Genomic DNA, 14,057 nt, shown 5'->3' with positions numbered 1-14,057 from the left:
GCCGACGGTATCGGTTGCGGGGAGACGCCGTGGAGGTTCCGAGGTCACAGTTCGATTCGATCAGACCGCCGGCTCCCGCGGCCGCACCGGCGGTCAGCCGAGCGGGGCCCAGCCCCAGGGGCGGGGCCCGTGCTCGCCGAGCAGGCAGGCCAGCCGGTGGCGGGCCTGGGCGCGGTGGCGCGGGTCGGCGGTGGCCTGCTGCAACGCGTAGCAGGTGAGCCGCAGTTCGCGGATGTCGCGGAGCACCGGGTAGCCGGGCGATTCGGTGACGTCGGCGCCGTAGGCGGCGCAGAACGCGGCGTACGTCCCGGGCGGGACGGTGCCGAAGGTGTGGCGGCCGACGGCGGTGGTGGTCAGGTCCCACTCGACCGGGCCGAGTGCGGTGCGTTCGAAGTCCAGCAGGTGGGCGGTGGTGGCGGTGACCGCGAGGTTGCCGGTCCAGGCGTCGCCGTGGACGACCCGGAACCGCCCGGCGGGGAGGGCGAGTTCGCGCCAGGCGGTGCGCAGTTCGGCGAGCCGGGCGTGCAGTCGGCGGCGGCGCGGGCCGTCCAGCCCGGCGGCGTCGATCCGCTCGGGGAGGCGGACGAACGGGTCGAGGGCGGGCAGCGGGTCCGGCGGCGGGGGCAGCCGGTGCAGGCGGCGCAGGGCGGCGGCCAGTTCGACGGAGGTGCCGGGCCGGTGCGGCGGCAGCTCGTGCCAGAAGGTGGCCGGGCGGCCGCGGACGGAGAGCGGGGCGGGCGGGTGGCCGAGCGGGCGGACGGCCGGCACCCGGTGCCGGTGCAGCCACCGGGCGACTTCCAACTCCTTCGCGGCGGACGCGAGTTGCCCGGGCCGTCCGATCCTGGCGACCACGCCGCCGGGCAGCCGCCACAGGGTGTTCTCGCCGCTGCGGATCAGCTCCGCGCCCGCGCCGGACCGTCCGGCGGCGGCGCAGGCTTCGGCGAGCAGGGCGGCGGGGGTGGGGCGTTCCACGTCCACGTCCGGTCTCGTTCCGCTCGGCGTCCGGGGCCACGGCCAGTGTGCGCCGCGGCGGGCGGCGGCGGGAAGGGCGTACGGGGGCACGGGCGCGCGCCCTAGGATGGCCGCCATGCCCCCGGGAGAGCGCCGCGTCAGTGCCGAGATCGGCATACCGTTCCTGCGGATCGGCACGGACGACGTGGGTTCGCTGTTCCGCCGCCGGGCCCGCAAGCCGCTGGGGCCGTTCCTGGTGGTCTCGGTGAGCAGCGGGCTGGCGCTGGACACCGCGCTGCGCGACACCCACGACAGCCGCCCGCACCTGTGGCCGGTGCACGGGCGTCCGCACCAGCTGTGGCTGCTCCGGCCGACCGGCCACGGCGGGGAGTTCCACCTGGTCTCGGTGGCCAACGACCTGCTGCTGGACGGCGGCGGGGTGCCGGACACCGAGCCGGTGCGGATGCGCGACCGGCACGACACGGACGCCGCCTGGCAGCGCTGGCGGATCGTGCCGGTCAACGGCGGCCGGGCGCACCGGATCGAGAACGTCGGCACCGGCCTGGTGCTGAACTGCCCGCGCACCGCCGAGGCGCGCACCCCGCCGTCGCTGCGGACGCCGCACGGCGGGGAGAACCAGACCTGGCTGCTGGCGGCGCCGTTCACCGCCCTCGCGGAGAGCTGACCGGCGGCTGCCCCCACCCCCGGCGCTCCCCTCCCCCGGCGGCTGCCCCCACCCCCGGCGCTCCCCTCCCCCGGCGGCTGCCCCCACCCGAGCGCCGCCCCTTCGCCCGGGTGGTCCAGACCCTCGCTAATGGTCCAGACCTATTGACGCCTCCTGCCCCCGCTCCTACGATCCGGCTGGGCACAACCCCCACATGTCCCCACCTCACCCACAGCCGGGCACCGCGCCCCCACAGCGCTGGTCATGCCCATGACCAGGTGTTTCGGCGGGAAGGGATCACGATGTTCCGTCGAAGGTCGTACACGCCCGTGGAGCGCGCCGCGCAGGCGCCCCGGGTCAGCCACGCGCGGAGCGGCCCGAGCGCCGCCCGGCGCACGCTGGCCGGGGTCAGCGCCGCCGCCGTGATCGGCGCCGGCCTCGCCGTGGCGGGCTCGGTCACCGCCTCCGCCGACGTCGCCAACCTGATCGCCAACCCCGGCTTCGAGAGCGGGCTCGGCAACTGGACCTGCACCGGCAACTCCGGTTCGATCGTCAGCACCCCGGTGCACGGCGGCACTTCCGCGCTCAAGGCCACCCCCACCGGCCAGGACACCGCGCAGTGCTCGCAGACCGTCAGCGTCCAGCCGAACTCGCAGTACACCCTGAGCGGCTTCGTCCAGGGCAGCTACGTCTACCTCGGCGCCACCGGCACCGGTGTGAACGCCTCCACCTGGGCCCCGGGCAACGCCTCGTACGGCCAGCTCAGCACCACCTTCTCCACCGGCGCCTCCACCACCTCGGTGACCGTCTTCGTGCACGGCTGGTACGGCCAGCCCGCGTTCTACGCCGACGACCTGGTGCTCAGCGGCCCCGGCGGCAGCAGCCCGTCCCCGTCCACCAGCGCGCCGACCTCGCAGCCGCCGACGTCCCAGCCCCCGACGTCCCAGCCGCCGACCTCGCAGCCGCCGACGTCCCAGCCCCCGACCTCGCAGCCGCCCACCTCGCAGCCGCCGACCAGCAACCCGCCCGGTGACGTCACCTGCCCGACCAAGCCCAAGCCGGCCGGCAAGGTGCTGCAGGGCTACTGGGAGAACTGGGACGGCGCCTCCAACGGCGTGCACCCGGGCCTCGGCTGGACCCCGATCACCGACAGCCGGATCGCCCAGCACGGCTACAACGTCATCAACGCCGCCTTCCCGGTGATCCTCTCCGACGGCACCGTGCTCTGGCAGGACGGCATGGACACCGGCGTCAAGGTGGCCACCCCCGCCGAGATGTGCCAGGCCAAGGCCAACGGCGCGACCATCCTGATGTCGATCGGCGGCGCCGCCGCGGGCATCGACCTCAGCTCCAGCGCGGTGGCCGACAAGTTCGTCTCGACCATCGTCCCGATCCTGAAGAAGTACAACTTCGACGGCATCGACATCGACATCGAGACCGGCCTGTCCGGCAGCGGCAGCATCGGCACCCTGTCCGCCTCGCAGTCGAACCTGATCCGCATCATCGACGGCGTGCTCGCCCAGATGCCGGCCGGCTTCGGCCTCACCATGGCCCCCGAGACCGCGTACGTCACCGGCGGCAGCGTCACCTACGGCTCCATCTGGGGCTCGTACCTGCCGATCATCAAGAAGTACGTCGACAACGGCCGGCTGTGGTGGCTGAACATGCAGTACTACAACGGCTCGATGTACGGCTGCTCCGGCGACTCCTACTCGGCCGGCACCGTCCAGGGCTTCACCGCCCAGACCACCTGCCTCAACAACGGCCTGACCATCCAGGGCACCACCATCAAGGTCCCCTACGACAAGCAGGTCCCCGGCCTGCCGGCCCAGCCGGGCGCGGGCGGCGGCTACATGGCCCCCGGCCTGGTCTCGCAGGCCTACGGCTCCTACAGCGGCCAGCTGAAGGGCCTGATGACCTGGTCCCTCAACTGGGACGGCTCGAAGGGCTGGAGCTTCGGCGACAACGTCAAGGCCCTGCAGGGCCGCTGACGCCCCGCGACTGGTAGAAAGTGCGACAAGGGGCAGGGCCCCGGGAGCGTTGGGTGCTCCCGGGGCCCTGCCTCTTCTTCCCCCGTGCGGGTGCGCCGGGGTCAGGCCCGGGCGCGGTGGGCGGCGATGAGCTGGGCGTAGCGCTCGCCGCTGGCCTTCAGGGTGCGGACCTGGGTGTCGTAGTCGACGTGGACGAGGCCGAAGCGCTTGTCGTAGCCGTACGCCCACTCGAAGTTGTCGAGCAGGGACCAGGCGAAGTAGCCGGCCAGCGGGGCGCCCTTGGCGACGGCGCGGGCGCAGGCGGCGAGGTGGGACTCCAGGTAGGCGGTGCGCTCGGGGTCGTCGACCCGGCCGTCGGCGGTGACGGTGTCCCGGTAGGCGGAGCCGTTCTCGGTCACGTAGATCTCGCGGACGCCGTAGTCCTCGGTGAGGCGCAGCAGCAGCTCCTCGATGCCGGGGGCGTGCACCTCCCAGTCCATGGCGGTGTGCTCGGGGTTCGGGCCGGGGACCTGGCGGAAGTTCGGGACGGCGCCGGTCGGGTCGTCCTCGACGATCTGCCGGAAGTAGTAGTTGAGGCCGACCCAGTCGAGCGGGGCCGAGATCAGCTCCATGTCGCCGTCGCGGACCGGCAGTTCGACGCCGTACAGGTCGAGCATGTCCTGCGGGTAGCCGCGGCCGAGGATCGGGTCGAGCCACCAGCGGTTGATGTGGCCGTCGGCGCGCAGGGCGGCCGCGAGGTCGGCGTCGGACTGCGAGGCCGGCTCGATGGTGGAGAGGTTGTTGACGATGCCGATCCGGGCGCCGGGGACGGCGGCGCGCAGCGCCTGCACGGCGAGGCCGTGGCCGAGGTGCAGGTGGTAGGAGGTGCGGACGGCCGCGGTCAGGTCGGTGACGCCGGGGGCCATCTTGCCCTCGAGGTGGCCGATCCAGGAGGAGCAGAGCGGCTCGTTGAGGGTGCACCAGTCGCGGACCCGGTCGCCGAGGCGCTCGGCGACCACCGCGGTGTACTCGGCGAAGCGCTCGGCGGTGGAGCGCTCGGGCCAGCCGCCGCGGTCCTGCTGGGCCTGCGGGAGGTCCCAGTGGTAGAGGGTCGGGAACGGGGTGAGGCCGCGCTCCAGCATGCCGTCGACCAGGCGGTCGTAGAAGTCGAGGCCGGCCGCGTTGACCTTGCCGTCGGCCAGCGGCACCACGCGGGGCCAGGCGATCGAGAAGCGGTAGGCGTCCAGGCCGAGCGAGGCGGCCAGGTCGAGGTCCTGCGGCCAGCGGTGGTAGTGGTCGCACGCGGTGTCGCCGGTGTCGCCGTTGTCGACCTTGCCGGGGGTGTGCGAGAAGGTGTCCCAGATCGACGGCGCACGGCCGTCGGTGCTCACGGCGCCCTCGATCTGGTAGGCGGCGGTGGCGGCGCCCCAGCGGAAGTTGGCCGGCAGCGCGTCGAGGTGGTTCACGGGATGGTCCTTTCGAGGGTGAGGGGGCGGCTGGTCCGGGAGTGCGTCACTTGACGGCACCCTGACGGTGCCTCACTTGACGGCACCGGCGGTCAGACCGGCCACCAGGTAGCGCTGCAGCAGCAGGAATCCGGCGACCACGGGGAGGCTGACGACCAGCGAGGCGGCCATCACCTGGTTCCAGTAGACGTCGGTCTGCGTGGCGTACCCCTGGAGCCCGACGGCCAGCGTGCGGGTCTGGTCGTTGGTCATGACGGAGGCGAACAGCACCTCGCCCCAGGCGGTCATGAAGGCGTAGACGGCGACCGCGATGATGCCGGGCAGGGCGGCGGGGACGATGATCTGCACCAGGGTGCGGATCGGTCCGCAGCCGTCCACGGCGGCGGCCTCGTCGAGGTCGCGCGGGATGGAGTCCAGGTACCCGGCCAGCATCCAGATGGAGAACGGCAGCGAGAAGGTCAGGTACGTGAGGATCAGGCCGCCGCGGCTGCCGTAGAGGGCGATGCCGGTCGAGTTGCCGATGTTGACGAAGATCAGGAACAGCGGCAGCAGGAACAGGATGCCGGGGAACATCTGGGTCGACAGCACGGTGATCGTGAAGATCTTCTTGCCGCGGAACCGGTAGCGGCTCACCGCGTAGCCGGCCAGCAGCGCGATCAGCACGGACAGCGCGGTGGCCGAGCCCGCGACGATCAGCGAGTTGGTGAAGTACTTCGCGAGCGGGACGGTCTTCCAGATGTCGACGTACGGCCGGAAGGTCAGCTCGCTGGGGATCCAGCGCCAGGGGCCCTGGACGTCGCGCAGCGGCTTGAGCGAGGAGCTCAGCATCACCGCGACCGGGGTCAGGGTGAAGACGGCCAGCACCAGCAGCACGATCCGGCGCAGCCAGCGGAAGGAGGCGGGCGGGTTGATCATTCTGCGTCCTCCCGACGGCGGTTGGTGGCGAGCAGGTAGAGCGCGGTCACCAGCAGCAGGAAGAGCAGCAGCAGGACCGACATCGCGGAGCCCTGGCCGAAGTTCCAGGTGATGAAGGAGGACTGGTAGATGTGGATCGAGATCAGGTCCGCGGCCTGCGGGGCGGACTTGCCGAACAGCACGAACGGCGTGTTGAAGTCGTTGAACGTCCACAGGAAGAGCACCAGCACCAGCACCAGGTTGACCGGGCGCAGCGAGGGCAGGGTGATCCGGCGGATCTGCTGCCACACGCCGGCGCCGTCCAGCGCGGCGGCCTCGTACAGCTCGCGCGGGATGTTCTGCAGGCCCGCGGTGAGGGTGAGGAACGCGAACGGCCAGGACTTCCAGACCGAGACGGTCAGCAGCGCCCAGAAGCTGTTGTCGCCGATCAGCCAGAACGGCTTGTCGCTGGTCAGGTGCAGCTGGTCGTGCAGCACGTGGTTGATCAGGCCGGTGTCCCGCTGGAACATGAACGACCAGGTGATCACGGCCGCGAACACCGGCAGCGCGTACGGAAGCATGAACGCCGCCCGCAGCAGCCCGCGGCCGCGGAACGCGTCCTGGGTGAAGACCGAGGCGGTGACGCCGATCAGCCAGGACAGGCCCACCGACAGCACGGTGAACATGCAGGTCACCCAGAACGAGTGCAGCAGCGCCTTGCCGACCGGGGCGTTGAACTCCAGCGCCACCTTGAAGTTGTCGAAGCCGGACCAGGGCGCCGAGCCCCAGTCGCGGATGAAGAACTGGGTGAGCTGCTTGAACGCCATCACGATGCCGGTGACCATCGGCACCAGGTGGATCAGCAGTTCGGCCAGCAGGGCCGGGAGCAGCAGCAGGTAGGGCAGTGCGCTGCGCCCGAACTTCTCGCGGATGCGCCGGCGGGCGGGGGCCGCCCCCTGCGGGGCGGCCTCCTTGCCGTTGCCGACGGCCTTGCGGTCGATGACTTTCTCGGACACGTGGGTCAGCTCGCCGGCATCTGCTGCTGGGCCTTGGACAGCTCGTCCTTGACCGCGGCCTCGGTGATCGGCTTGCCCGCGGCGGCGGACGCCAGCAGGTTCTTGACCGCGGTGCCGATCAGCGTCTCGAACTGGCTCTCGGTGGGAACCTGCGGGAGCGGCGCGGCGCTCTTCTGCAGGACGCCCGCGAGGGTCTGCAGCTCCGGGGTGGAGAACGCGGCGTCGGACTGCGCGGCCTTCACCGACGGCAGCGAGCCGTAGGTGCCGTTGAGGGTCTTCTGCTCCTCGTCGCTGGTCATGAACTTCACGAAGTTCAGGGCGCCGTCGAGGTTCTTGGTGTTCTTGAAGACCGCCAGGTTGATGCCGGCCACCATCGAGGTGGTGGCCTTGTCGCCGGTGGCGCCGGCCGGGGCCGGGACGGGGACGACGCCGTACTCGTCCGGGTTCATACCGTGCGACTTGAGGTTGGCGCCCGCGGACTGCCACATCAGCATCGCGGCCTTGCCGGTGGCGAAGTCGGTCAGCGACTGGTTGGCCGCGTACTCGGCGTTGCCGGGGGCGGCGATCTTGTCGTTGGCGATGAAGTCGACGTACTGCTTGACCGCGGCGACGGACTCCGGGCTGTCGAAGGTCGGCTTGCCCGAGGCGTCGAAGAAGCCGGTGCCGTGCTGCATGCCCAGGGCGAAGACGTTGTGCACGTTCTCCGAGACGTTGCCGCCCTCGATCACCAGGCCGTACTTGTCGTCGTGGGTCAGCTTCTTGCCGTCCTGGACGAGCTCCTCCCAGGTGGCGGGCGGGTTGGCGATGCCCGCCTCCTGGAACAGCTTCTTGTTGTAGTACAGGCCGTAGGCCATCGAGTACAGCGGCACGGCCGCCGGGTCCTTGCCCTTGGCACCGGCCGACGCGATGGTCGACTCCAGGAAGCGGTCCTTGCCGCCGATCTTGTCGAAGGTGGCCTGGTCGAACGGGAGCAGCGCGCCGGTGGCCTGGAGGGAGGCGGACCAGGTGTTGCCGATGTTCAGCACGTCCGGGCCCTGGCCGGACGCGGTGGCGGCGAGGATTCTGTTCAGCAGGTCGGACCAGGGGATGACCTCGAGGTTGACCTTGATGCCGGTCTGCTGCTCGAACTTCTTCAGCTCGGGCTCCAGCACCTGCTTGTCGTTCTCCAGGCTGCTGCCCTGGTTGGAGGCCCAGTACGTCAGGGTCTTCGGGCTGGAGTTGCTGCCGCCGCCGCTGTCGCCGCCGCCACAGGCGGAGGCGGTCAGGACGATCGCGGCGGTCAGGGCGAGGGCGGCGGAGATCCGGTGGGTGCGCATGGGAGGAGCCCCTCTCGGGCTGTCGTCTCGTGGGGGTGAAGAGGCAGTCAGAACTGCTTACTTCACGCCGAGATTTAACGTCTGAGAAAAGTAGACGTCAAGAGGCGCGACGGCGTAGATTCTGCAACGAAGAAGGGACACCGATGACACCCCGAGGCAAGCAGACCGTTCGCGACCTGCGCCGGAGCAGCCGTTCCACGCTACTGCGACACCTGTACTTCCACGGTCCGCTGAGCCGCCAGGAACTGGGCACCGCGACCGGGCTGAGCGCCGGATCGGTCAGCAATGTGACGGGAGAGTTGCTCACCGACGGGCTGATCGAGGAGTGCGGTTCGGTCGAGTCCGACGGCGGCCGTCCCCGCATCCTGCTCCGGGTCGCGCCCGACCAGGCCCACCTGGTCGGCATCGACATCGGCGAGACCCAGGTCCGGGTCACCCTGTTCGACCTCGCGCTGACCGAGCTCGCCTCGGCCGACCAGCCGCTGCTCGCCGCGCACGACCCCGAGCGGGTGGTCCGGATGATCGCCAGCGGCCTCGACCAGGTGCTCGCCGCCGCCGGCGTCCCCGCCGAGAACGTGCTCGGCATCGGCATAGGAGTCCCCGGCATCGTCGAGCAGGGCACCGGCGCCGACCCCGGCGCCGACGTCGTCGTGCACGGCCAGACCTTCGGCTGGGACGCCGTCCCGTTCGGCCGGATGCTGCGCGAGCACACCCCGCTGCCGCTGTACGTCGACAACGGCGCCAAGACCCTCGGCCAGGCCGAGATGTGGTTCGGCGCCGGCCGCGGCAGCCGGCACGCGGTGGTCGCCCTGTTCGGCTCCGGCGTCGGCGCCTGCGTGATCGCCGACGGCGCCCGCTTCCGCGGCGCGACCAGCTCGGCCGGCGAGTGGGGCCACACCAAGGTGCACGTCGGCGGCCGCCCCTGCCGGTGCGGCTCGCGCGGCTGCCTGGAGGCGTACGTCGGCGCCGAGGCGCTGGTCGAGCGCTGGGACGGCACCGTGCCCGGCACCAGCGAGAAGGCCGGTCTGGCGGCGCTGCTGCGGGCCGCCGAGGAGGGGCAGCCCAGCGCCGTCGCCCTGCTCGACGAGGCCGCCGAGCTGCTCGGCGCCTCCATCGCCGACCTGGTCAACCTGTTCAACCCCGAGCGGATCGTCATCGGCGGCTGGGCCGGACTGCTGCTCGGCCCCCGGCTGCTCCCCGCGATCGGCGAGGCCGCCACCCGCTACGCCCTCGCCTACCCCCGCTCGCGCACCACCATCACGCTCTCCGACCTCGGCCCGGACGCGGTGACGCTCGGCGCGGCGACACTGCCGCTGACGCACTTCCTGGACAGCGGCGGCGAGATGCCCGACCACCTGGCGACCGCCGTCGTCGTCTGACCGGGTGGCCCCCGGCCGCGTGGCCGCCCGGCCGGTCGCACCGACTCCGTCCCGCTCGCGCCCCGTCCCGCTCAAGACGGCGCGGGCGGGGCGGTTCACTTTGTGGGCGGGGCGAGCGGGGCGGGGCGGGGCGGTCCGTGACGTGACACGGAAGATTCGTGTCGTGACACGGATGATCCGTGACGTGACACGGGTAATCCGTGACGTGACATGGGTGGTTGGTGACGTGACACGGGTTGGCCGGGGTGGCCCGTGACGCGACACGGGTAATCGATGACGTGACATGGATGGTCGGTGACGTGACACGGGTGGTCCGTGACGTGACACGAGTCGGTCGGGACGGTTCATGCCGTGGCAGGAAACGACCATCCGGAAGCCGTTCGCACCGGCCGTCGCGGCGCCCAGGATGGCCGCATGCACCTGGTCCACGCACGCCTCCTGGCCCCGGTCGGCCGCGTCGTTCCCCCCGCTCTGGCCGACGCCGTCCGGGCCCGCGCCCTGCCCGCCGACGCGGTGGAGCACGTCAGCGTCCACCCGCAGTCGGCCGGCGAGGTCACGGTGGGCGTGTTCAGCCTGGCGCCCGGTCTGGCCGAGGCCGAGCGGCGGGCCGCGGCGCTGCTGCGGCGGACGGTCGCGCGGGAACCGGCGTTGGCCGGTTTCACCGTGCTGTCGGTGGAAGTCGTCCTGGTGCCCGGCCCCTGGTGGGACGCCCGGTGAGGCCCGTCCGGGAGGAGCGTCCCCCCGAGGTCGAGTTCCTGGTGCTGGGTGCCCTGGAGGTCCGCCGCGACGGCGTCCCGGTGGACGTCCCCGGCCGGCGCCAGCAGCGGCTGCTGGCGCTGCTGCTGCTGGACATCGGCCGGGTGGTGCCGAGCGACCGCCTGATCGACAACCTCTGGGACCGCCCGCCCGCCTCCGCCCGCCAGCAACTCCACAACGCCGTAAGGGACTTGCGTCGGGCCCTGGCCGACGACGGGCGCCTGCTGGCCACCTCGGACACCGGCTACCGGCTGACCGCCCCCGCGGACGCTGTGGACGCCGACCGCTTCACCCGGCTGACCCGCGAGGCCCGGGCCGCCGAACGGGACGGGCGGCTCCCCGAGGCCGTCCGGCTGCTCCGGCGGGCGGTCGGTCTGTGGCGCGGCGAGGCCTTCGCCGGTCTGCCCGGAACGGCCCTGGCCGCCGCCGCCACCCGACTCGGCGAGCAGCGCACCGGCGCCACCGAGGACCTGATGGCCTTACTCCTGCAGACCGGCGAATCCTCCTCCCTGGTAGGCGAGTTGACCGTACTGCTGGCCCGGCACCCACTGCGCGAGTCGCCGCGCCGCAGCCTGATGACCGCCCTGCACCGCAGCGGTCGGCAAGCCGACGCGCTGGCCGTCTACGACGAGGGGCGGCGTCTGCTGGCCGAGGAACTCGGCCTGGAGCCGAGCCCCGCACTACGCGCCCTGCACGCCGAGATCCTGACCGGCCGCCCCGCCGCTGCGCCCGCCGCACGCGGCCTCGGGACTCCCGCGACCGCCCCCACCGTCCCCACCACCCCCGCGTCCGCGTCCGCGTTCGCAGCGGTGGAGCCGCCCGGGCGGCCCAACTGCCTGCCGCACGACCTGGCGGACTTCACCGGCCGGGCCGCCGAACAGGCCCTGCTGCGGGCGGCGGTCGCCCGGCGGACCCCGGGCGCGCCGCTGGTGCTGGTGATCGACGGCATGGGCGGCGTCGGCAAGACCGCCCTCGCGGTGCGGCTCGCCCACGAGCTGACCGGGGACTTCCCGGACGGCCAGTTCTTCGCCGCGCTGGACGGGTTCGACGAGACCCGGCCACCGGTGCCTCCCGCCCGGGCGCTGGCCGCGCTGCTGCGTGCGGACGGGCTGCGCCCCGAGCAGGTCCCGCCCGCCCAGGAGGAGCGCAGCGCGCTGTGGCGGGCCCGGCTGGCCGGCCGCCGCTGCCTGCTGGTGCTGGACGGCGCGGCCGACAGCGCCCAGGTCCGCCCGCTGCTGCCGGGCGCCGGCGAGACCCTGGTGCTGGTCACCGGGCGGCGCAAACTGGGCGCCCTGGACGGTGCGGTGGCCCTGCCGCTGGACGTCCTGCCCCCGTCCGACGCGGTCGAACTGCTGGCCCGGGTCGCCGGCCGTTCCCGCGTCACCCGCGAACCGGACCGGGCCGCCGAGGCCGCCGCCCGGTGCGGGCACCTGCCGCTGGCGCTCCGGACCGCCGCCACCAAGCTCCGCGACCGCCCGGCCTGGACGGTCGCCGAGCTGGCCGCCCGCCTCGCCGACCCCACCCGCCGGGCCGCCTGCCTGCGCACCCCCGACCGGGACGTGCTGGCCCTGCTGCGCGCCTCGTACCGCCACCTGGACGGGGCCCAGCGGCGCTTCGCCCGGCTGCTCGGCCGCCGGGCGACCGGCGACTTCGACGCGCACCGGGCGGCCGCACTGACCGGCCTGAGCCCGGCCGAGGCCGAGAACCTCCTCGACGTCCTGTTCGAACACAACCTGGTCCGCCAGGGGCCCTCCGCCCTGTTCTCCATCCACCCCCTGCTGCGCGACTGCTCCGCCACCGTCTGAACCGGCCGCCGAACGCCACCCCGTGACCTTCCGTCAGTTACCTCTGCCGCCGGCCAGTAGGGGCAAACGCCGATCGGAGCGGGGGCGACTCACGCGCCGGGGCCGTCCACCGCCTGCTGCGCGACCGCCCCACGGCCGCCCGCCAGTTGCCCTTCCCGCCGGATGCGTCCGCCGTCCCGGCCCGACGGTCGCCGCCGGTTCCCGGGAGCCGCCGGTCAGTAAGCTCTGGGCCGGGGCAGGCGCCGCGGGCGCCGATCGGAGTGGGGGCGACTCATGCTGGAGACGCTGGGGCTGGACGCCGAGGCCGAGGCCGTCTACCGCCGGATGCTGGCCGAGCCGCAGGCGGGGGTGGCCGCGCTGGCGGCGGGGCTGGGGCTGGCGGAGGAGCGGGTGCGCGGCGGGCTCGACCGGTTGAGTGCACTGGCGCTGGTGCAGCCGTCGGACCGGGAGGGCATCGGGTTCCGGGCGGTCGGCCCGGAGGCGGCGATGGAGCTGCTGCTGGCCCGGCAGCAGGCCGAACTCGCCGCCCAGCAACTGCGGGTGGAAGCCTCCCGAGCGGCCGCCGCGCAGCTGATCGCGGAGTGCTCGGCGCTCCGGCCGACCGCCGCCGGCCCGGGCGCGGAGCAGCTGAGCGGCCCGGCGGAGATCCGCGAGCGGCTGGCCGAACTCGCCGACGCGGCCCGGCTGGAGGTGGCGACCTTCGCCCCCGGCGGCGCGCACACCGAGGAGGACCTGCGGGCCAGTCGGCGGCCGAACGCGGCGCTGCTGGAGCGCGGGGTGCGGATGCGCACGGTCTACCTGGACAGCGTCCGCAACCACCGACCCACCCTGGAGCACGTGACCTGGCTGCACCGCAGCGGCGGCCAGGTGCGGACGGTGCCCGCGCTCCCCGTCCGCATGATCCTCTTCGACCGGGAGCTGGCCGTCCTCCCGATCGACACCGAGGACGCCCGGGCCGGTGCCGTGGTGCTGCGCGGCGCGGGCACGGTGGCCGCGCTGTACGCGCTGTTCGAGGGCGTCTGGGAGGGTGCGGTCCCGATCGGCGAGGGCCCCGCGCCCGGTGCGGACGGGATGTCACCGCAGGAGCTGACGGTGCTGAAGCTGCTCGCCCTGGGCCACACCGACGAGACGATCGCCAAGCGGCTGGGCGTCTCCCCGCGCACCGCCCGCCGCCTCGCCGCCACCCTGATGGAGCGCCTGGACGCCCGCAGCCGCTTCGAGGCCGGGGTGCACGCCGTCCAGGACGGCTGGCTCCCCGCCACCCGCTGACCGCGGGCGCCAGGCACCGGGCACCGGGCACCGGGCACCCACCGGACCCGCCCGCCGCGCCCGTCGGCCCGCTGTCGCCGGACGGTTCAGCGGGCGTCGAGGAGCTTGCCGAGCAGGGCGGTGAGCTGCTCGCACTCGGCGGGGGTGAGCGGGGCGGTGAGGTCGGCGTTGGCCTGCCGGCCGAGGTGTTCGGCCTCGTGGAGGAGGGCGCGGCCGGCGGCGGAGAGGGTGATCAGGTTCTTGCGGGCGTCGCGCGGGTCGCGTTCGCGGGTGACCAGGGCGCGGGACTGCAGTTCGTTGAGCGCGGCGACCATGTCCTTGGGGTCGATCCTGACGGTGCGGGACAGTTCGGCCTGGGCCAGCGGGCCGTGCTCGGCGAGCGCGCAGAGCACCGCGTGGTGGCCCATCCGCAGGCCGGCTTCGGCGAGGCGTTCGGCGACCAGGCGGTGGGCGAGCGCACCGGCCCGGCCGAGCAGCCAACTGGGCAGGGTCTGGAGTCGGGTGAGCGCGAGATCGTCCATGGCCGGAAGCCTACTCCCGAAAACGTTGGACACCCCAATGAATCTCGGGT

12 protein-coding genes and 1 pseudogene are annotated in these 14,057 nt (G+C 73.2%); 7 read left to right on the top strand and 6 right to left on the bottom strand.

Annotation, left to right across the window (positions count from 1 at the left end; genetic code table 11):
* Nucleotides 1-93: 93 nt before the first annotated feature.
* Complete coding sequence (locus HUT16_RS19590; RefSeq protein ID WP_254897886.1) at nt 94-978, bottom strand: aminoglycoside phosphotransferase family protein; 885 nt, start codon at nt 976-978, stop codon at nt 94-96.
* Between the two features lie 109 nt (nt 979-1,087).
* On the opposite strand from HUT16_RS19590, the gene HUT16_RS19585 reads away from it, so the two are divergent.
* From HUT16_RS19585 to HUT16_RS38315, 3 genes and pseudogenes are all read left to right on the top strand, one after another.
* Complete coding sequence (locus HUT16_RS19585; RefSeq protein WP_176189424.1) at nt 1,088-1,636, top strand: RICIN domain-containing protein; 549 nt, start codon at nt 1,088-1,090, stop codon at nt 1,634-1,636.
* Nucleotides 1,637-1,917: 281 nt separating this feature from the next.
* Nucleotides 1,918-2,427: pseudogene (locus HUT16_RS38320) on the top strand (carbohydrate binding domain-containing protein); the annotation flags it as partial.
* A gap of 258 nt (nt 2,428-2,685) precedes the next feature.
* Nucleotides 2,686-3,606: a chitinase gene (locus HUT16_RS38315; protein ID WP_254898328.1), complete on the top strand. Its 921-nt coding sequence runs from the start codon at nt 2,686-2,688 to the stop codon at nt 3,604-3,606.
* Nucleotides 3,607-3,707: 101 nt separating this feature from the next.
* Here HUT16_RS38315 and HUT16_RS19575 read toward each other — a convergent pair whose 3' ends face one another.
* The 4 genes from HUT16_RS19575 to HUT16_RS19560 form a co-directional block, all read right to left on the bottom strand.
* A complete protein-coding gene (locus HUT16_RS19575; protein WP_176189423.1) occupies nt 3,708-5,051 on the bottom strand; it encodes a GH1 family beta-glucosidase in 1,344 nt (447 codons plus the stop codon).
* Between the two features lie 72 nt (nt 5,052-5,123).
* Entirely contained in the window at nt 5,124-5,966 is an 843-nt protein-coding gene (locus HUT16_RS19570; protein WP_176189422.1) for a carbohydrate ABC transporter permease, read from the bottom strand.
* The gene (locus HUT16_RS19565; RefSeq protein WP_254897885.1) at nt 5,963-6,961 is read right to left on the bottom strand and encodes a carbohydrate ABC transporter permease; all 999 of its coding nucleotides are present in this window, start codon (nt 6,959-6,961) and stop codon (nt 5,963-5,965) included. The genes HUT16_RS19570 and HUT16_RS19565 overlap by 4 nt, the downstream gene beginning before the upstream one ends.
* A 5-nt stretch (nt 6,962-6,966) precedes the next feature.
* Complete coding sequence (locus tag HUT16_RS19560; protein WP_176189421.1) at nt 6,967-8,277, bottom strand: sugar ABC transporter substrate-binding protein; 1,311 nt, start codon at nt 8,275-8,277, stop codon at nt 6,967-6,969.
* Between the two features lie 143 nt (nt 8,278-8,420).
* Here HUT16_RS19560 and HUT16_RS19555 point away from each other — a divergent pair, with 143 nt between their 5' ends.
* The 4 genes from HUT16_RS19555 (at nt 8,421) to HUT16_RS19540 (ending at nt 13,486) form a co-directional block, all read left to right on the top strand.
* Complete coding sequence (locus HUT16_RS19555) at nt 8,421-9,656, top strand: ROK family transcriptional regulator (protein WP_176189420.1); 1,236 nt, start codon at nt 8,421-8,423, stop codon at nt 9,654-9,656.
* A 414-nt stretch (nt 9,657-10,070) separates the two neighbouring features.
* Nucleotides 10,071-10,373: a hypothetical protein gene (locus tag HUT16_RS19550; RefSeq protein ID WP_176189419.1), complete on the top strand. Its 303-nt coding sequence runs from the start codon at nt 10,071-10,073 to the stop codon at nt 10,371-10,373.
* Nucleotides 10,370-12,217, top strand: a complete 1,848-nt coding sequence (locus tag HUT16_RS19545; RefSeq protein ID WP_176189418.1) for a BTAD domain-containing putative transcriptional regulator — start codon at nt 10,370-10,372, stop codon at nt 12,215-12,217. Before HUT16_RS19550 ends, HUT16_RS19545 begins: the two co-directional genes overlap by 4 nt.
* 273 nt (nt 12,218-12,490) lie before the next feature.
* Complete coding sequence (locus HUT16_RS19540) at nt 12,491-13,486, top strand: LuxR C-terminal-related transcriptional regulator (RefSeq protein WP_176189417.1); 996 nt, start codon at nt 12,491-12,493, stop codon at nt 13,484-13,486.
* 86 nt (nt 13,487-13,572) lie between these two features.
* On the opposite strand, the gene HUT16_RS19535 is transcribed toward HUT16_RS19540, so the two are convergent.
* Nucleotides 13,573-14,007, bottom strand: a complete 435-nt coding sequence (locus HUT16_RS19535; protein WP_176189416.1) for a MarR family winged helix-turn-helix transcriptional regulator — start codon at nt 14,005-14,007, stop codon at nt 13,573-13,575.
* Nucleotides 14,008-14,057: the final 50 nt, after the last annotated feature.

Source organism: Kitasatospora sp. NA04385 (assembly GCF_013364235.1).
Taxonomy (GTDB): Bacteria; Actinomycetota; Actinomycetes; order Streptomycetales; family Streptomycetaceae; genus Kitasatospora.
Note: the sequence above shows the minus strand (reverse complement) of the source record. Positions and strands in the feature narration are given on the sequence as shown.

Coding starts and splice junctions, on each gene's coding strand:
- HUT16_RS19585 (WP_176189424.1), top strand. CDS start 1,088: ATGCCCCCGGGAGAGCGCCGCGTCAGTGCCGAGATCGGCATACCGTTC.
- HUT16_RS19570 (WP_176189422.1), bottom strand. CDS start 5,966: ATGATCAACCCGCCCGCCTCCTTCCGCTGGCTGCGCCGGATCGTGCTG.
- HUT16_RS19560 (WP_176189421.1), bottom strand. CDS start 8,277: ATGCGCACCCACCGGATCTCCGCCGCCCTCGCCCTGACCGCCGCGATC.
- HUT16_RS19555 (WP_176189420.1), top strand. CDS start 8,421: ATGACACCCCGAGGCAAGCAGACCGTTCGCGACCTGCGCCGGAGCAGC.
- HUT16_RS19550 (WP_176189419.1), top strand. CDS start 10,071: ATGCACCTGGTCCACGCACGCCTCCTGGCCCCGGTCGGCCGCGTCGTT.
- HUT16_RS19540 (WP_176189417.1), top strand. CDS start 12,491: ATGCTGGAGACGCTGGGGCTGGACGCCGAGGCCGAGGCCGTCTACCGC.
- HUT16_RS19535 (WP_176189416.1), bottom strand. CDS start 14,007: ATGGACGATCTCGCGCTCACCCGACTCCAGACCCTGCCCAGTTGGCTG.